The sequence below is a fragment of the Streptomyces sp. NPDC048278 genome (genome assembly GCF_040652195.1).
GTDB lineage: Bacteria > Actinomycetota > Actinomycetes > Streptomycetales > Streptomycetaceae > Streptomyces.
On sequence record NZ_JBEZLP010000007.1, the window covers coordinates 1 to 17,193 of the forward strand.

Consider the following 17,193-nt stretch of genomic DNA (forward strand, 5'->3'; position numbering starts at 1 on the left):
AGCGTGAGGGAAACGCCCGGTTACATTCCGAACCCGGAAGCTAAGCCTTACAGCGCCGATGGTACTGCAGGGGGGACCCTGTGGGAGAGTAGGACACCGCCGAACTCCCTTTAGAGCTCTGGCTCTTGGGCAACAAGCCCAAGAGCCAGAGCTTTTTTGCGTTGAGGTAGGGTCAGGGGGAAAAGTTGGCTCGTTTACCACCACAGGAGGCCCCCGGGTGGAGGTCCAGGAGACGCGTGTCCAGACGGACCGTGTCCTCACCATCCCGAACATCCTCAGCATGGCGCGTCTCGTCGGCGTACCCGTCTTCCTGTGGTTGATCCTCAGGCCCGAGTTCGGCGGGCCCAAGAGCGACGGCTGGGCCCTGCTGGTCCTGCTCTTCAGCGGTGTCAGCGACTACCTGGACGGCAAGCTCGCCCGGCGCTGGAACCAGATCAGCAACCTCGGCCGGCTGCTGGACCCCGCCGCGGACCGGCTCTACGTGCTGTCGACGCTGCTCGGGCTCACGTGGCGCGAGATCCTGCCGCTCTGGCTGACGGGCGTGCTGCTGCTGCGTGAGCTGGTTCTGCTGGTGATGGTGGGGATTCTGCGCCGGCACGGCTATCCGCCACCCCAGGTGAACTTCCTGGGCAAGGCCGCCACCTTCAATCTGATGTACGCGTTCCCGCTGCTCTTGCTCAGTGACGGAAGCGGCTGGATCTCGTCACTCGCTGCTATTTTCGGATGGGCGTTCGCCGGATGGGGTACAACGCTGTACTGGTGGGCAGGAGTGCTCTACGTGGTGCAGGTCCGTCGCCTGGTTCGTGCGGACACCACAGCCGACTGAGCCTCGGCGATTGTCCGGACGTAGTGGCCCCTCGATTGCTCTCGATGGCCCGCGGCGGAAAAGTGCGGGACAATCTGGACGGGTGAAGTCGGCTAGACCGTCATCTCTTAGAGGAGGACGCTTCCGACATGAAGGCCGTCGTGATGGCCGGTGGTGAAGGCACACGCCTTCGCCCCATGACCTCCAGCATGCCCAAGCCACTCCTTCCGGTCGTCAACCGACCGATCATGGAGCATGTGCTACGGCTGCTCAAAAGGCATGGGCTCACCGAGACCGTCGTCACTGTGCAGTTCCTGGCATCGCTGGTCAAGAACTACTTCGGGGACGGCGAGGAGCTCGGTATGGAGCTCACCTATGCCAACGAGGAGAAGCCACTCGGTACCGCCGGAAGCGTCAAGAACGCCGAAGAGGCGTTGAAGGACGATGCTTTCCTCGTCATCTCCGGCGATGCGCTGACCGACTTCGACCTCACCGAACTGATCAACTTCCACAAGGCAAAGGGCGCACTCGTCACGGTCTGTCTGACGCGTGTGCCCAATCCGCTGGAATTCGGTATCACCATCGTCGACGAAGAGGGCAAGGTCGAGCGCTTCCTCGAGAAGCCGACCTGGGGTCAGGTCTTCTCGGACACGGTGAACACGGGCATCTATGTCATGGAGCCCGAGGTATTCGACTACGTCGAGGCCGATGTTCCCGTCGACTGGTCCGGCGATGTCTTCCCGCAGCTGATGAAGGAAGGCAAGCCCATCTACGGCTATATCGCCGAGGGCTACTGGGAGGACGTCGGTACCCACGAGTCGTACGTGAAGGCGCAGGCCGACGTCCTGGAGGGCAAGGTCGACGTCGACATCGACGGCTTCGAGATATCCCCGGGCGTATGGGTGGCCGAGGGGGCCGAGGTGCATGCGGACGCCGATCTGCGTGGGCCGCTGTACATCGGTGACTACGCCAAGGTCGAGGCCGGCGCGGAACTTCGTGAGCACACCGTCGTCGGATCCAACGTCGTCGTGAAAAGCGGGGCCTTCCTGCACCGGGCGGTCGTCCACGACAACGTGTACGTCGGCCAGCACAGCAATCTGCGGGGCTGCGTCGTCGGGAAGAACACCGACATCATGCGGGCCGCGCGGATCGAGGACGGGGCGGTCATCGGCGACGAGTGCCTGATCGGTGAAGAATCGATCGTTCAGGGCAATGTCCGGGTCTATCCCTTCAAGACCATCGAGGCCGGCGCCTTCGTCAACACGTCGGTGATCTGGGAGTCCCGGGGGCAGGCCCATCTGTTCGGCGCCCGGGGCGTCTCCGGGATCCTGAACGTCGAGATCACACCGGAACTGGCCGTACGGCTGGCCGGCGCGTATGCCACCACCCTGAAGAAGGGGTCCACCGTCACGACGGCCCGCGACCACTCCCGTGGTGCCCGTGCGCTCAAGCGGGCGGTGATCTCCGCGCTCCAGGCCAGCGCCATCGACGTACGCGACCTGGAGAACGTGCCGTTGCCCGTGGCGCGCCAGCAGACCGGGCGGGGCAGTGCCGGCGGGATCATGATCCGGACCTCGCCCGGGGTCCCGGACTCCGTCGACATCATGTTCTTCGACGGGCAGGGCGCCGACCTCTCGCAGGCCAGCCAGCGCAAGCTGGACCGGATCTTCGCGCGGCAGGAGTACCGGCGCGCGTTCCCCGGCGAGATCGGCGACCTCTACTTCCCGGCCAGCGTCTTCGACTCGTACACCGGTTCGCTGCTGCGGAACGTCGACACGACCGGGGTCGCCGAATCGGGCCTCAAGGTCGTCGTGGACGCCTCCAACGGCAGCGCCGGGCTCGTGCTGCCGAGCCTGCTCGGCAAGCTCGGGGTGGACTCGCTGACCATCAACCCGGGGCTGAACGAGGCGAGGCCCACGGAGACCGCCGACCAGCGGCGGGCCGGGCTGGTACGGCTCGGCGAGATCGTGGCGTCGTCCGGTGCCGCGTTCGGTGTGCGGTTCGACCCGGTCGGTGAGCGGCTGTCCCTGGTGGACGAGAAGGGCCGCATCATCGAGGACGACCGTGCGCTCCTCGTGATGCTCGACCTGGTCGCGGCCGAGCGGCGCAGCGGCCGGGTGGCGCTGCCGGTCACCACGACCCGGATCGCCGAGCAGGTGGCGGCGTACCACGGCACGCAGGTCGAGTGGACGACCACCTCTCCCGACGACCTCACGCGCGTGGGGCGCGAGGAGGGCACCATCTTCGGCGGGGACGGCAAGGGCGGGTTCATCGTTCCGGAGTTCAGCAGCGTCTACGACGGTACGGCCGCGTTCGTACGCTTGATCGGTCTGGTGGCGCGGACGCAGCTCACGCTCAGCCAGATCGACGCCCGGATCCCGAAAGCGCACGTCCTCAAGCGAGACCTGGCCACGCCGTGGGCTGTCAAGGGCCTGGTCATGCGGCGTGTCGTCGAGGCGGCCGGTGACCGGTTCGTGGACACGACCGACGGGGTGCGGGTCGTCGAGACCGACGGGCGCTGGGTGATGGTGCTGCCCGACCCGGCCGAGGCGGTCACCCATCTGTGGGCCGAGGGGCCCGACGACGCGTCCGCGCAGGCTCTGTTGGACGAGTGGTCGGCGACGGTGGACAGCGCCGGACGGTAAAACCGCTGCACGCGTGCGTGCCGGACAGGTGTCCCCACGGGGGCCGGTCCGGCACGCCGGTGGGGCCGTTCGGAGGTACTGCTCGCGACGTGCGACGATGTGCGGCATGCCGCAGCAACCCCCCGTTCGGAGCAGCGCCGCCCGGCCGTCGCGTCCGGACGCCTCCATGTCGTTGATCACCAACGTCATGGACCACAGCCTCGACGACGGGTATGCCGAGGCGGCTGCCCGGAAGCGGGCCCAGGGGGAGAGCGGCGGCATGCCGAAGACCCTCCGGGCCCGGGTGGGCCTCGCCGGCGGTCTGGTGCTGGCGGCGCTGGTGGTGACCGTGGGAGCGGCTCAGGCGCGTGTGACGGCTCCTGTGGTGGCCAAGGAGCGCCAGGAGCTCATCGACAGGATCGACCGGGAGACCACGGCCGCGGACAAGCTGGAGACCAGCGTCGACAAGCTCCGGGACGACGTCAGCGCCCGCCAGCGCGCCGCGCTCAAGGAGAGCGGCGGCAGCGGGCAGGCGGACCTGGTGGACGTCCTGTCGGGCGCCACGGCGGTGCACGGCCCCGGCGTGAAGCTGGTGGTGAACGACGCCAAGGAGGCGTCCTCGGGCGGCGACGCCGGCAATCCCCGGGAGACCTCGGGGTTCTCCGACACCGGCCGGGTGCGGGACCATGACATGCAGCGCGTCGTGAACGGGCTGTGGGCCTCGGGCGCCGAGGCGGTCTCGATCAACGGGCAGCGGCTGACCGCGCTGTCGGCGATCAGGGCCGCGGGGGACGCGATACTTGTCGACAACAGGCCGCTGGTACCGCCGTACACGGTGCTGGCGGTGGGGGACGGGGAGAAGCTCGGCTCCAGGTTCCAGGACAGTCCCGACGGGCTGTATCTGCATGCCCTGGAGGAGAACTTCGACATCCGGGCGACCATCTCCACGGAGAGTGACGTCCGGTTGCCCGCCGCGCCCAGCGTGATCGTACGTACAGCACAGCCGTACACCGAGAAGACGGAGAAGGGCACATCGTGATCGCCGTACTTGGCCTCGTCGTGGGCGTCGTGGCCGGACTGTTGGTCCGGCCTGAGGTTCCGGCGGTCGTCGAGCCGTATCTGCCGATCGCCGTCGTCGCGGCGCTCGACGCCGTCTTCGGTGGTCTGCGGGCCATGCTGGACGGGATCTTCGACGACAAGGTCTTCGTGGTGTCGTTCCTGTCCAACGTGGTGGTGGCCGCGCTGATCGTCTTCCTTGGCGACAAGTTGGGCGTGGGCTCGCAGCTGTCCACGGGGGTCGTGGTGGTCCTCGGTATCCGCATCTTCTCCAACGCCGCCGCGATCCGGCGCCACGTCTTCCGGGCGTGAGCGGCATGGGCGAGCACGAGAAGGAGCCGGAGCACCGGCTGCGCAGAGAGCTTCCCGCCGAGGTGCCCGCGACGGCGCCGGAGGCCGGGTCCGGCGCCGGCCCGACGCCGGAGGCCGGGCTGACCGGCCGGGAGAGGCTGGTCCAGGGGCTGTGGCCGCCTCGCGTGAGCCGTGCCCAACTGATCGTCGCCGTGCTGTTGTTCGGGCTCGGATTCGGGCTCGCCGTGCAGGTGGCGTCGAACAGTGACAGCGACAGCGCGCTGCGCGGGGCCCGACAGGAAGATCTTGTTCGTATCCTCGATGAACTGGACGACCGTACTCAGCGTCTTGAGGACGAGAAGACAGGACTCGAGAAGCAGAGCCAGGAGTTGCAGAGCAGCTCCGACCAGGCGGCGGAGGCCCGCAAGCAGACGGCCGAGAAGGAGCGGCAACTCGGTATTCTCGCGGGCACCGTGGCCGCGCAGGGTCCTGGCATCACGATGACGGTCGACGACCCGAAGGGGACGGTGCAGGCGGACATGCTGCTCGACGCGATCCAGGAACTGCGTGCGGCAGGTGCGGAGGCGATCCAGGTCGACGGGGTCCGGGTGATCGCCAGCACCTACCTCACCGACTCCGGGAAGAGCGTGAGCGTCGACGGGAACAAGATCACCCAGCCCTTCGTTTTCAAGGTGATCGGCAAGCCGCAGGACCTCGAACCGGCTCTCAACATCCCCGGAGGCGTGGTGCAGACCCTCGAGAAGGAACAGGCGACTGTGACCGTCGAGCGATCCACCAAGATCGTCGTGGATGCCTTGCGACCGGCGAAGCAGCCTGACTACGCTCGGTCGTCCTCACAGTGAACCGGCGGTGCATGGGGGACGTCGGGCGAGGGCATGAGGATGCGGGGGGTCGGCGCACCGGGGAACCGGAGCGTGGTGGAAACTGTCTGGTGGATACGGACGTTGTGTGGTTGTCCGGGTCGGCCGGTTTATTCAGTCAGGGTTCGTCCTGCCCCACGGGCGGGTCTGTTTCGGTCAAGGGGAATCGCCCGTGAAGTTGTTTGCGAAGTTGTTCGGCAAGAGCGCGCGAGAGGGTAGCGACAACGCGACCGCGCGCCATCGGGCACAGCCCGACGCGGAGGGCCAGCGCCCGCTGTTCCGGGACCAGGTGGCTGGTCCGGGGGGTGACATTTCGGGAGGTCAGGGCGCGCCGTCAGTTGACCCGTCCCAGTCCGGCGGCATAGGTTTCGGGCAACCGTCAACCTCAGGTGCGGGTGGAGGGTTCACCTCCGGCCCGTACGCGTCCAACGCCCCGGCGGGGCAGCCGCGGCAGGAGGATCCGTCCATGTCGGCCCTGGTTTGTACGAGGTGCGGTAACCGCAACGCGGAGAACGCCCGCTTCTGTTCCAACTGCGGAGCCCCGCTGCGCGCGGGCGCCGTACCCGAGCGTGCGTCGGAGACGACGTCCACGATCTCGATCTCCGGCCTGGAGGCGTACGACGCCGAGGTCACCGGCCAGACCCAGATGCCGTCGCTCTCTCCCGAGGCGCAGGCCGCGGTCGACGCGCTGCCGCTCGGCTCCGCGTTGCTGGTGGTGCGCCGGGGTCCGAACTCGGGCAGCCGGTTCCTGCTGGACAGCGAGCTGACCACGGCCGGCCGGCACCCGCAGAGCGACATCTTCCTCGACGACGTGACGGTCTCGCGCCGGCACGTGGAGTTCCGCCGCCAGCCGGACGGCTCGTTCACGGTGGCCGACGTCGGCAGCCTCAACGGCACGTACGTCAACCGGGAGCGCATCGACCAGGTCGCTCTGTCGAACGGTGACGAGGTCCAGATCGGCAAGTACCGGCTGGTCTTCTACGCGAGCCGGCAGGGCATCTGACCCTCCGGAGCTCGCCTGGAGGACCCCAGGGAAGAAGGTCCATGCTGCACACACCGAGCGGCGGTACCGGTCACGGCACCGCCGCCACGGAAACCGGGCTGATGAGCATCGGCACGGTGCTGAACGTGCTGCGCGACGAGTTCCCCGAAGTCACCATCTCCAAGATCCGTTTTCTGGAGTCGGAGGGGCTCATCGAGCCGCGCCGCACCCCTTCCGGGTACCGGAAGTTCAGCGCCGGGGACGTGGAGCGTCTGGGACACGTCCTGCGGATGCAGCGGGACCACTATCTGCCGCTCAAGGTCATCCGGGAGTACCTGGAGGCGATGGAGCGGGGGGAAGCCGTGCAGCTGCCCGTCCTCGGCCGGCAGCGGGACGGCGAGGCCCTGCCGCTGGCTCCCGAGGCACCCACGGTGGCGCGGATCGGCCGGGACGAGCTGCTCGCGGCGGCGGACATCGACGAGAGCCGCCTCGCGGAGTGGGAGTCGTACGGGCTCATCGCTCCGCTGGAGGACGGCGTGTACGACGCCGAGACGGTCACCGTGGCCTCGCTCGTGGCCGAGCTGGGCCGGTTCGGGATCGAGCCGCGCCATCTGCGGGCGATGAAGGCCGCCGCCGACCGGGAGGCCGGCCTGGTGGACCAGGTGGTGGCTCCGCTCAAGCGCCACCGCAACCCGCAGACCAGGGCCCATGCGGAGGCCCGTACGAAGGAGCTGGCGGCGCTCACGGTGAAGCTGCACGCCGCGCTGATGCAGACGGCGCTGGGGGTGCGGCTGCCGTGAGTACCACGACAGGACCCGGACGGAGGCCGGATCGGGCGCGCGTTCCGGGCCCGACTACCCAAACGTCCCGGGCACGGCCTAGGGTTGCTGTGTGAACGAGCTCGATGTCGTAGGTGTCCGGGTGGAAATGCCCTCCAACCAACCGATCGTGCTCCTGCGCGAAGTGGGAGGCGACCGCTACCTCCCCATCTGGATCGGGCCGGGGGAGGCGACCGCGATCGCTTTCGCCCAGCAGGGCATGGCGCCCGCCAGGCCGCTGACGCACGACCTGTTCAAGGACGTGCTGGAGGCCGTCGGCCAGGAGCTCACCGAAGTGCGCATCACGGACCTGCGTGAGGGCGTCTTCTACGCGGAGCTGGTCTTCGCCAGCGGGGTCGAGGTGAGCGCCCGTCCGTCCGACGCCATAGCGCTGGCGCTGCGCACCGGAACGCCGATCTACGGCAGTGACACGGTGCTGGACGACGCGGGCATCGCGATCCCGGACGAGCAGGAGGACGAGGTGGAGAAGTTCCGCGAGTTCCTCGACCAGATCTCGCCCGAGGACTTCGGCACCAGCAGCCAGTGACGGGCCGGTTCGTGACACAAGGTCCGTGACGGGCCGGTTCGGGGCCGGTCGCAGCCGAAACTCATGGGCAATTGCCAGCGGCCATTGAGAGCGTCCTACGGCCTCCCGCCAGAGCATTCGGCTAGCCTTTCCCCGCGGTGGGGCACGGGAAACCACTCCTAGGGTGATTATCACTCGGCGTGCCGAGTGTGGCGATCGTTGACGCACCCCTGGTGACTGCCTACCGTCGAGAAGGCAGGTCAAGGACGGAGGTCGGCGTGAGAAGCAGCGGCGACGGTATGGCTGGGGGTGCCCCCGGACGCGGTTTCGGGGAGAGCGGTCCGTCCCCGCTTCACAGCAGCACCGCCGGTCACGCCCCACAGCGGCCGACCGCGGTGCAGAGCGGCGGAGGGGCGGCGTCCATGGCCACCGAGGAGATCGGCTACCGCGGGCCCACGGCCTGTGCGGCGGCCGGCATCACCTACCGGCAGCTCGACTACTGGGCCCGCACCGGCCTGGTCGAGCCCAGCGTGCGGCCCGCCTACGGGTCGGGCACCCAGCGTCTGTACAGCTTCCGGGACGTCGTCGTCCTGAAGATCGTCAAGCGGTTCCTGGACACCGGGGTCTCCCTCCAGAACATCCGCAGCGCCGTCCAGCACCTGAGGGAACGCGGTTTCTGCGACCTGGAGCGGATGACGCTGATGAGCGACGGTGCGACGGTCTACGAGTGCACCTCGCCCGACGAGGTGCACGCCCTGCTCCAGGGCGGTCAGGGCATCTTCGGGATCGCGGTCGGCGTGGTGTGGCGGGACGTGGAGAGCGCTCTCTCCCAGCTGCACGGTGAGCGCGTCGACACCGGGGAGACGCTCGTCGGCCACAACCCGGCCGACGAACTCGCCCGGCGGCGCAACCGGGCGGTCTGAGAGCAGGCGGTCCGAGAGTCACATGTGATGCCCCGGCACGGGAGACCGTGCCGGGGCATTGTCAGTGGCGTGGTGCAGCATCGGAGGTGTGAGAAACGCGCCCACGATCCTGCATCTCGACATGGATGCCTTCTTCGCCTCGGTGGAGCAGGCGTCCAAGCCGAGCCTGCGCGGGAAGGCCGTGGTCGTGGGCGGGCTCGGACCGCGCGGTGTGGTGGCCACCGCGTCGTACGAGGCCCGGGTGTTCGGGGTGCACTCCGCGATGCCGATGGGGCAGGCACGGCGGCTGGCGCCGAACGCCGCGTACCTGGTGCCGCGCTTCGGGCTGTACCGGTCGATCAGCGAGCAGGTGATGGGGCTGCTGCGCGGACTCTCGCCGCTGGTGGAGCCGCTCAGCCTGGACGAGGCGTTCGTGGATCTGGAGGCCGGTGAGGTGGCCCGGGACGCCGTGTCGGCGCGGCTGGTGGGGGAGAGGCTGCGCGCGGACATACGGACCGTCACCGGGCTCTCCGGGTCGGTCGGGCTCGCCGCCTCCAAGATGCTCGCGAAGATCGCCTCCGAGCAGGCCAAGCCCGACGGGCTGGTGCTGATCGAGCCGGGCACGGAGCGGGCGATGCTGGGGCCGATGACGGTGCGGACCCTGCCGGGGGTGGGGCCGGCGACGGGGGACCACCTGCGGCGGGCCGGGATCACCACGGTCGACGAGATCGCCGAGGCGGGGGAGGACGAGCTGGTACGGCTGCTGGGCAAGGCCCACGGGCACGCGCTGTACGCGATGGCGCTCGCACACGACGAGCGGCCCGTGGTGGCCGAGCGGGAGACGAAGTCGGTGTCGGTCGAGGACACCTACGACGTGGACATCCACGACCGGCTGCGGGTGGGGCTGGAGGTGCAGCGGCTGGCCGACCGGTGCGTGCGGCGGCTGCGCGGCGCCGGGCTCTCCGGGCGGACCATCGTGCTGAAGGTACGGCGGTACGACTTCTCGACGCTCACCCGGTCCGAGACGCTCAGGGGGCCGACCGACGACCCGGCGGTGGTGCGGGAGGCGGCGGCGCGGCTGCTGGACTCGGTGGACACGACGGGGGGTGTGCGGTTGCTGGGGGTGGGGGTGTCGGGGCTGGCCGACTACACGCAGGAGGACCTGTTCGCGCAGGCGGCGGCCGGGGCGGGGGCGGGGCAAGGGGCGGCGGAGTTCGCGGCGGAGGAGGCCGCCGTGGAGCCCGCTGCTGCGGAGGAGCAGGTGGCCGCCGAGCGGCGGTGGCCCGCGGGGCACGATGTGCGGCATGCCGAGTACGGGCACGGATGGGTGCAGGGGAGCGGGCTGGGACGGGTGACGGTGCGGTTCGAGACGCCGGGTGCGGCGGGGCCGGGGCGGGTACGGACGTTCCGGGTCGAGGACCCTGAGCTGGAGCCTGCGGAGCCGTTGCCGCTGGTGCCGGGCTGAGCGTGGGCCGGGGGTGGGGGCCGGGGGTGGGGACGCTTCCCGGCGCTTGCAGGGTGCCGCTGCGCCCACCCGTGCCGCCCTGCGGCACGCCTGCCCGCGCTAGGTAGCCCCGTCCTCCGTGCCCGCCAGTTTGCCGAAGTCGTGGTCCGGGCGGGCCTGGGGCGGGGGAGTCGTGTCCAGGCCGTAGTGGTGGTAGAGCTGGAGCTCCTGTTCCGGCGAGAGGTGGCGGCCCACGCCGAAGTCGGGGGCGTCCTTGATCAGGGCGCGGTCGAAGGGAACCTGCAGGGTGCCCTCGACCAGTTCGCTGGGCTCCAGGGGCACGAAGGCGTCCCGGGAGAACAGGCCGGTGCGTATGGCCGCCCACTCCGGCACGCCCGTCGCGTCGTCGAGGTACACCTCGTCGATCGTGCCGATCTTCGTGCCGTTGCGGTCGAACGCCTTGCGGCCGATCAGGTTGCGCGGATCGATGTCGGTCTGCACGGGCCCTCCACTTGGTCGCAACTCATCCGTAAGCACTACAAAAGAGCACATTGAAGGAGGCGGCCACTCGAAGAGCCTGGTGTTGCCCTCGCTGGTAGGCTGACAGCGGCTGACGACCCCGTGCGGGAGAGTCCTCCGGGAAACCGGAGGCGCCGAAGGAGCAAATCCTCCCCGGAATCTCTCAGGCTCACGTACCGCACGGACGAGGTCACTCTGGAAAGCAGGGCGGACGTCGACGGTGTCCGCTCTCACCGACGGTGAAAGCCGGTGGTCCGCGAGGGCGCACCGGTGAAGCTCTCAGGTTAGATGACAGAGGGGGAGGCCGTCGGGGTACCCGTGCCGGGGTACCCCCCGAAGGTCGCGTCAGACCAGGAGGCCTCCGCAATGACCGCCCAGCGCATCCCGCTCTCCGAGCTTGAGCAGGGGATTCCCTTCGAGCAGCGCCATATCGGCCCCGACCACGAGGCCCGGGCCAAGATGCTCGCCCAGGTCGGATACGGCTCGCTCGACGAGCTGACCGCCGCCGCCGTGTCGGACGTGATCAAGAACGCCGACCGGCTGGAGCTGCCCGGCGCCCGCACCGAGGCCGAGGTGCTGGCCGAGTTGCGGTCGCTGGCCGACCGCAACCAGGTGCTCGACTCGATGATCGGCCTCGGGTACTACGGGACCTTCACGCCGCCCGTCATCCTGCGCAACGTGATGGAGAACCCCGCCTGGTACACGGCCTACACGCCGTACCAGCCGGAGATCTCCCAGGGCCGCCTCGAAGCGCTGCTGAACTTCCAGACCGTGGTCGCCGACCTCACCGGGCTGCCCACCTCCGGTGCCTCGCTGCTCGACGAGGGCACGGCCGCCGCCGAGGCGATGGCCCTGTCCCTGCGCATGGGCAAGAACAAGAAGGGCGTCTTCGTCGTCGACGCGGACGCGCTGCCGCAGACCGTCGCCGTGATCCGGACCCGGGCCGAGCCGACGGGCGTGGAGGTCGTCGTCGCCGACCTGAGCGACGGCATCCCGGCTGACCTCGCCGGGCGGGAGATCAACGGGGTACTCGTCCAGTACCCCGGCGCCTCCGGTGCCGTACGCGACATCAAGGCCGTCGTCGAGCAGGCGCACGAGGCCGGCGCGCTCGTCACCGTCGCCGCCGACCTGCTCGCGCTGACCCTGCTGACCTCGCCGGGCGAGCTCGGGGCCGACATCGCCGTGGGCACCACCCAGCGGTTCGGTGTGCCGATGGGCTTCGGCGGGCCGCACGCCGGTTACATGGCGGTCCGCGAGAAGTTCGCGCGCAGCCTGCCCGGACGGCTCGTGGGCGTCTCCGTGGACGCCGACGGGAACAAGGCCTACCGGCTGGCGCTGCAGACCCGCGAGCAGCACATCCGGCGCGAGAAGGCCACCAGCAACATCTGCACCGCGCAGGTGCTGCTCGCCGTGATGGCCGGCATGTACGCCGTCTACCACGGGCCCGAGGGGCTCAGGGCCATCGCGCAGCGCACGCACCGCTACGCCACGATCCTCGCCGCGGGGCTCACGGCCGGCGGCGTCGAGATCGTGCACGGCGCCTACTTCGACACCCTCACCGCGCGCGTGCCCGGCAAGGCCGCCGAGATCGTCGCCGCGGCCCGCCGGGGCGGCGTCAACCTGCGGCTCGTCGACGCCGACCACGTCTCCCTGGCCTGCGACGAGACCACCACCCGCGCCCAGCTGAGCGCCGTCTGGACGGCCTTCGGCGTCGAGGGCGACGTGGAGGCCCTGGACGCGGTCACCGAGGACACGCTGCCCGAGGCGCTGCTGCGCACCGACGGCTACCTGACCCACCCCGTCTTCCGGCAGTACCGCTCCGAGACCGCGATGCTGCGCTACCTGCGCAGGCTCGCCGACCGGGACTACGCCCTGGACCGCGGCATGATCCCGCTGGGCTCCTGCACCATGAAGCTCAACGCGACCACCGAGATGGAACCGGTCACCTGGCCCGAGTTCGGCCAGCTGCACCCGTTCGCGCCCGCCGAGCAGGCGCAGGGCTACCTGACCCTCATCCGCGAGCTGGAGGAGCGGCTCGCCGAGGTCACCGGGTACGACAAGGTGTCGCTGCAGCCCAACGCCGGATCGCAGGGCGAGTTCGCCGGGCTGCTCGCCGTACGCGCGTACCACCGCGCCAACGGCGACGCGCAGCGGACCGTGTGCCTGATCCCGTCCTCCGCCCACGGGACCAATGCCGCGAGTGCCGTGATGGCCGGCATGAAGGTCGTCGTCGTGAAGACCGCCGAGGACGGCGAGATCGACGTCGCGGACCTGCGGGCGAAGATCGAACAGCACCGCGACGAGCTGGCCGTGCTGATGATCACCTACCCGTCCACGCACGGGGTGTTCGAGGAGCACGTCGCCGACATCTGCGCGCAGGTGCACGAGGCCGGCGGCCAGGTGTACGTCGACGGGGCCAACCTCAACGCCCTGGTCGGGGTCGCCAAGCCGGGTCACTTCGGCGGCGACGTCTCCCACCTCAACCTGCACAAGACCTTCTGCATCCCGCACGGCGGCGGCGGTCCCGGCGTCGGTCCGGTGGCCGTACGGGCCCACCTGGCGCCGTACCTGCCGAACCACCCGTTGCAGCCCGCCGCCGGGCCGGAGACGGGCGTCGGGCCGATCTCGGCGGCCCCGTGGGGCTCGGCGGGGATCCTGCCGATCTCGTGGGCGTACGTCCGGCTCATGGGCGGCGAGGGGCTGAAGCGGGCCACGCAGGTGGCCGTGCTCAGCGCCAACTACGTCGCCAAGCGGCTGGAGCCGCACTTCCCCGTGCTCTACACCGGGCCCGGCGGGCTGGTCGCGCACGAGTGCATCATCGACCTGCGACCGCTGACCAAGGCGACCGGGGTGAGCGTCGACGACGTCGCCAAGCGGCTCATCGACTACGGCTTCCACGCGCCGACGATGTCCTTCCCGGTGGCCGGCACGCTGATGATCGAGCCGACCGAGTCCGAGGACCTCGGCGAGCTGGACCGCTTCTGCGATGCGATGATCGCCATCCGCGCGGAGATCGACAAGGTCGGGGCGGGTGAGTGGTCCACCGACGACAACCCGCTGCGCGAGGCCCCGCACACCGCCGCCGCGCTCGGCGGGGAGTGGAAGCACGGCTACAGCCGTGAAGAGGCCGTCTTCCCGGCCGGGGTGTCCGCCGCCGACAAGTACTGGCCGCCGGTGCGCCGGATCGACCAGGCCTTCGGTGACCGGAACCTGGTCTGCTCCTGCCCGCCGCTGGACGCGTACGAGGACTGACCCACCGGGTGCGGCGGAGGCCCTGCTTCGGCAGGGCCTCTGGCTTTGCGTCTTACGCCGGGTACGCGTGCGTCTGGGTCGCCTTCACCGTCGTCCAGACCGTGGCGCCCGGGTGCAGGTCCAGTTCCGCGGCGGCGACCGTGGTCAGGTCTGCGGCGAGGGTGAGTTCGCCGGTCAGGTCGGCGCGGATCCGGTCGCCGTGGGTCTCCAGTCCCGCTACCTCGCAGCGCCAGAGGTTGCGGGCGCTGGCGCCGGTCGGGCGGTCCCGGAAGAGGGTGACGGCGCTCGGCGGGAACGCGACGAAGACCTCACCGGAGAGGACCTCCGTGGTGGTGATCGCGGGGCCCGTGTCCAGCTTGACGGTGTGGCCCTCGGCCCGGCCCCGGTAGAGGTTGAGGCCGACCAGGTGGGCGATGTAGTCGGTGCGGGGGCGGCGGGCGATGTCGGCGGGGGTGCCCTCCTGGACGATCCGGCCGTCCTCGATGACGATCAGGCGGTCGGCCAGCACCATCGCGTCCAGCGGGTCGTGCGTGACCAGGACCGCTACCGCCTCGAACTCGGCCAGGTGACGGCGGAGTTGGGACCGTACGTCGAGGCGGGTGCGGGCGTCGAGGGCGGCGAGGGGCTCGTCGAGGAGGAGGAGCCGGGGGCGGGTGGCGAGGGCGCGGGCCAGTGCGACGCGCTGGGCCTGGCCGCCGGAGAGGCGGCGGGGTTTGACGCCGGCGTGCTCGGCGAGGCCCATGCGGTCCAGCCAGGCGGCGGCCTGGGTGCGCGCCTCGGCCCTTGTCGCGCCCTGGCAGCGGGGGCCGAAGGCGACGTTGTCGAGGGCCGTGAGGTGGGGGAAGAGGAGGTAGTCCTGGAAGACGACGCCCACCGGGCGGGTTTCGGGGGGTGTGCGGTCCAACTCCGTGCCGTCCAGGTGGAGATGGCCGGAGGTGAGGGGGGTGAGGCCGGCCAGGGCGCGCAGGGCGGTGGTCTTGCCGGCGCCGTTGGGGCCGAGGAGGGCGACGACCTCGCCGGGGGCGGCGGTCAGGGTGATGTCGAGGTGGAAGGTGGGGCGGGTGACGACGAGGTGGGCGTGGAGGCCGTGCGTCGCCGGGTGCGGGTGCGGGTGCGGGTGCGTGGGGGGTGCCGCCGCCCGGCCTTCGGCCGGGACCGAGTTCCCACCCGCACCACCCGTGCGGGCATCAGTGTCGGCTGCGGGTGGCCCCTGCGGGGGCTGAGCGCCGTCGGCGGCCGCGGGTGGTTCGTGAGGGGGCTGGGCGTCCGTGGTGGGCGCGGGTGGTTCGTGACGGGGCTGGGCGCCGTCGGCTGGTGTGGGGTGTCGGTCTGTCATCGGGGTGTCGTCCACCGGGTCGTCCTCATGATGCCGTCATCCAACGATCGCGCAGGGCCGCCAGTACCGCGATCGACACCGTCAGCAGTACCAGGCTGAGTGCGATCGCCGCGTCGGGGTCGTTCTGCAGGGCGAGGTAGACGGCGAGGGGCATGGTCTGGGTGCGGCCGGGGAAGTTGCCGGCGAAGGTGATCGTCGCGCCGAACTCGCCGAGTGCGCGGGCCCAGGCCAGGACCGCGCCGGCCGCGATGCCGGGGGCGATGAGGGGGAGCGTGACCCGGCGGAACGCGGTGAAGCGGGAGGCGCCCAGGGTGGTGGCCGCCTCCTCGTAGCGGGGGTCGGCGGCGCGCAGCGTGCCCTCGACGCTGATCACCAGGAACGGCATGGCCACGAAGGACTCGGCGACCACCACGCCCGCGGTGGTGAAGGGGAGGGTGATGCCGAACCAGGAGTCCAGCCACTGGCCCACCACTCCGTTGCGGCCGAGGGCCAGGAGCAGGGCCACACCGCCGACCACCGGGGGCAGGACGAGGGGGAGGGTGACCAGCGCGCGGACGAACCCCCGGCCGGGGAACTCCGTGCGGGCCAGCAGCCACGCCAGCGGCACGCCCAGGACCAGGCTCACGGCCGTCGCCGCCGTCGCGCAGACCAGGGAGAGCTGGAGGGCCTGCCAGACCTCCGTGCTGGTGAGCAGGGAGGGGAGGCTGCGCCACGGGGCCCGGACCAGCAGGGCGACCAGCGGCAGGAGCAGGAAGACCAGAGCTACCGCTCCGGGGAGGAGGAGCGGTAGCGGCACGGCCGACCGGACGCGCCGACGCCGCGGACCGCCCGTGAGGGTGCCGGCCGCGGCGCCGGACTCGTCGGCCTTCGTCACGGCTTGAGGAACCCGGCCGCGTTCAGCACCTGCTGGCCCTCGGCGGACTGCACCAGGGCGATGAACGCCTTGGCCACCGTCGGGTTCGGGGCGTCCTTGAGAAGGGCGATCGGGTAGTCGTTGATGGCGTTGGCGGACTCGGGGAACTCCACGCCCTCGACCTTGCTGCCCGCGGCCTTCACGTCGGTCTGGTAGACGACCGCCGCGTCGGCCTCCTTGAGGACCACCTTGTTGAGGGCGGACTTCACGTCCTCCTCGTAGGAGACCGGGGTCAGCTTGAGCTTGCTGGCGTCCAGGGCCTTCTGCGCGGCGGCACCGCACGGCACCGTCTTGTCGCAGAGAACCACCTTCAGCGAGGACTTGGTGAGGTCCTTGAGGGAGGAGATCTTGTCGGGGTTGCCCGGCAGCGTGGCGATCTCCAGCTGGTTGCGGACGAAGGTGGTCGGCGTGGTCGCGTTGTCCTTCTTGTCCGTCACGATCGCCATGGTCTTGGGGCTCGCGGAGGCGAAGACGTCGGCCGGGGCACCGCTGGTGATCTGCGCGGCGAGGGTGTCACTGCCGCCGAAGCTGAAGTTGACCTTGGTGCCCGGGTGGGCCTTCTCGAAGTCGGCCTTCAGCGTCGTGAAGCTCTCCTGCAGCGAGGCCGCCGCGAACACGGTGATCGAGCCCGACAGCTTGGGCGTCGCCGCCGCCGACGTGTCCGACTTCGTCGTCGCCGACGAGTCGTCGGAGGAGGAACAGGCGCTCAGGGCCAGCAGGGCCGCGACCGAGGCACCGGCCACCTGGAGCGTCCGCCGGGTCCGGCGAACGGAACGGGTCATCACGAGTGAACTCCTCTGGATTCTGTGGACAATCTGTCGCGCCCTGCCGCGACCTGTCTATC

15 protein-coding genes, 1 rRNA gene and 1 riboswitch are annotated in these 17,193 nt (G+C 70.2%); of the genes, 12 read left to right on the plus strand and 4 right to left on the minus strand.

What is annotated here, in order from left to right; genetic code table 11:
• From rrf to AB0D74_RS14625, 11 genes are all read left to right on the plus strand, one after another.
• A 5S ribosomal RNA gene (gene rrf, locus AB0D74_RS14575) occupies window positions 1–105 on the plus strand; the annotation flags it as partial.
• Between the two features lie 112 nt (window positions 106–217).
• The gene (locus AB0D74_RS14580) at window positions 218–826 is read left to right on the plus strand and encodes a CDP-alcohol phosphatidyltransferase family protein (protein ID WP_362585139.1); all 609 of its coding nucleotides are present in this window, start codon (window positions 218–220) and stop codon (window positions 824–826) included.
• Between the two features lie 128 nt (window positions 827–954).
• Window positions 955–3,450: a mannose-1-phosphate guanyltransferase gene (locus AB0D74_RS14585; protein ID WP_362585142.1), complete on the plus strand. Its 2,496-nt coding sequence runs from the start codon at window positions 955–957 to the stop codon at window positions 3,448–3,450.
• Between the two features lie 106 nt (window positions 3,451–3,556).
• The gene (locus AB0D74_RS14590; protein WP_362585145.1) at window positions 3,557–4,468 is read left to right on the plus strand and encodes a DUF881 domain-containing protein; all 912 of its coding nucleotides are present in this window, start codon (window positions 3,557–3,559) and stop codon (window positions 4,466–4,468) included.
• Entirely contained in the window at window positions 4,465–4,797 is a 333-nt protein-coding gene (locus tag AB0D74_RS14595) for a small basic family protein (protein ID WP_046727248.1), read from the plus strand. Before AB0D74_RS14590 ends, AB0D74_RS14595 begins: the two co-directional genes overlap by 4 nt.
• A 5-nt stretch (window positions 4,798–4,802) precedes the next feature.
• On the plus strand, window positions 4,803–5,639 hold the full coding sequence (locus AB0D74_RS14600; protein WP_362585148.1) for a DUF881 domain-containing protein: 837 nt from the start codon (window positions 4,803–4,805) through the stop codon (window positions 5,637–5,639).
• Between the two features lie 190 nt (window positions 5,640–5,829).
• Window positions 5,830–6,660, plus strand: coding sequence for an FHA domain-containing protein (locus AB0D74_RS14605; protein WP_362585151.1), 831 nt, complete (start codon window positions 5,830–5,832; stop codon window positions 6,658–6,660).
• A gap of 41 nt (window positions 6,661–6,701) precedes the next feature.
• Window positions 6,702–7,439 (plus strand): MerR family transcriptional regulator, encoded by a 738-nt coding sequence (locus AB0D74_RS14610; protein WP_362585154.1) that lies wholly within the window; start codon window positions 6,702–6,704, stop codon window positions 7,437–7,439.
• Between the two features lie 91 nt (window positions 7,440–7,530).
• Window positions 7,531–8,004: a bifunctional nuclease family protein gene (locus AB0D74_RS14615; protein WP_026253112.1), complete on the plus strand. Its 474-nt coding sequence runs from the start codon at window positions 7,531–7,533 to the stop codon at window positions 8,002–8,004.
• A 257-nt stretch (window positions 8,005–8,261) separates the two neighbouring features.
• A complete protein-coding gene (locus AB0D74_RS14620; RefSeq protein ID WP_362585157.1) occupies window positions 8,262–8,906 on the plus strand; it encodes a MerR family transcriptional regulator in 645 nt (214 codons plus the stop codon).
• An 88-nt stretch (window positions 8,907–8,994) separates the two neighbouring features.
• Window positions 8,995–10,350 carry a DNA polymerase IV gene (locus tag AB0D74_RS14625; RefSeq protein ID WP_362585160.1) on the plus strand — a complete coding sequence of 452 codons (1,356 nt, stop codon included), beginning with the start codon at window positions 8,995–8,997 and terminating at the stop codon, window positions 10,348–10,350.
• A 99-nt stretch (window positions 10,351–10,449) separates the two neighbouring features.
• On the opposite strand, the gene AB0D74_RS14630 is transcribed toward AB0D74_RS14625, so the two are convergent.
• Window positions 10,450–10,830 carry a PRC-barrel domain-containing protein gene (locus AB0D74_RS14630; RefSeq protein WP_362585163.1) on the minus strand — a complete coding sequence of 127 codons (381 nt, stop codon included), beginning with the start codon at window positions 10,828–10,830 and terminating at the stop codon, window positions 10,450–10,452.
• 113 nt (window positions 10,831–10,943) lie between these two features.
• A riboswitch (glycine riboswitch) is annotated at window positions 10,944–11,037 on the plus strand.
• 177 nt (window positions 11,038–11,214) lie between these two features.
• Between AB0D74_RS14630 and gcvP the strand changes: the two genes are divergently transcribed.
• Window positions 11,215–14,100, plus strand: a complete 2,886-nt coding sequence (gcvP, locus tag AB0D74_RS14635) for an aminomethyl-transferring glycine dehydrogenase (RefSeq protein WP_362585166.1) — start codon at window positions 11,215–11,217, stop codon at window positions 14,098–14,100.
• A gap of 52 nt (window positions 14,101–14,152) precedes the next feature.
• On the opposite strand, the gene AB0D74_RS14640 is transcribed toward gcvP, so the two are convergent.
• Genes AB0D74_RS14640 through modA form a run of 3 tightly spaced genes read right to left on the minus strand, consistent with a single transcriptional unit; the run spans window position 14,153 to window position 17,131 of the window.
• Entirely contained in the window at window positions 14,153–15,436 is a 1,284-nt protein-coding gene (locus AB0D74_RS14640) for an ABC transporter ATP-binding protein (protein ID WP_362585169.1), read from the minus strand.
• A gap of 25 nt (window positions 15,437–15,461) precedes the next feature.
• Entirely contained in the window at window positions 15,462–16,310 is an 849-nt protein-coding gene (gene modB, locus AB0D74_RS14645; protein WP_362585172.1) for a molybdate ABC transporter permease subunit, read from the minus strand.
• Complete coding sequence (gene modA, locus AB0D74_RS14650) at window positions 16,307–17,131, minus strand: molybdate ABC transporter substrate-binding protein (RefSeq protein WP_362585175.1); 825 nt, start codon at window positions 17,129–17,131, stop codon at window positions 16,307–16,309. The genes modB and modA overlap by 4 nt, the downstream gene beginning before the upstream one ends.
• Window positions 17,132–17,193: the final 62 nt, after the last annotated feature.

What these genes read in the sequence shown, in the direction of transcription:
- AB0D74_RS14585 (WP_362585142.1), top strand. Translation starts at nt 955, where the DNA reads ATGAAGGCCGTCGTGATGGCCGGTGGTGAAGGCACACGCCTTCGCCCC.
- AB0D74_RS14590 (WP_362585145.1), top strand. Translation starts at nt 3,557, where the DNA reads ATGCCGCAGCAACCCCCCGTTCGGAGCAGCGCCGCCCGGCCGTCGCGT.
- AB0D74_RS14600 (WP_362585148.1), top strand. Translation starts at nt 4,803, where the DNA reads ATGGGCGAGCACGAGAAGGAGCCGGAGCACCGGCTGCGCAGAGAGCTT.
- AB0D74_RS14610 (WP_362585154.1), top strand. Translation starts at nt 6,702, where the DNA reads ATGCTGCACACACCGAGCGGCGGTACCGGTCACGGCACCGCCGCCACG.
- gcvP (WP_362585166.1), top strand. Translation starts at nt 11,215, where the DNA reads ATGACCGCCCAGCGCATCCCGCTCTCCGAGCTTGAGCAGGGGATTCCC.
- AB0D74_RS14640 (WP_362585169.1), bottom strand. Translation starts at nt 15,436, where the DNA reads ATGACAGACCGACACCCCACACCAGCCGACGGCGCCCAGCCCCGTCAC.
- modA (WP_362585175.1), bottom strand. Translation starts at nt 17,131, where the DNA reads ATGACCCGTTCCGTTCGCCGGACCCGGCGGACGCTCCAGGTGGCCGGT.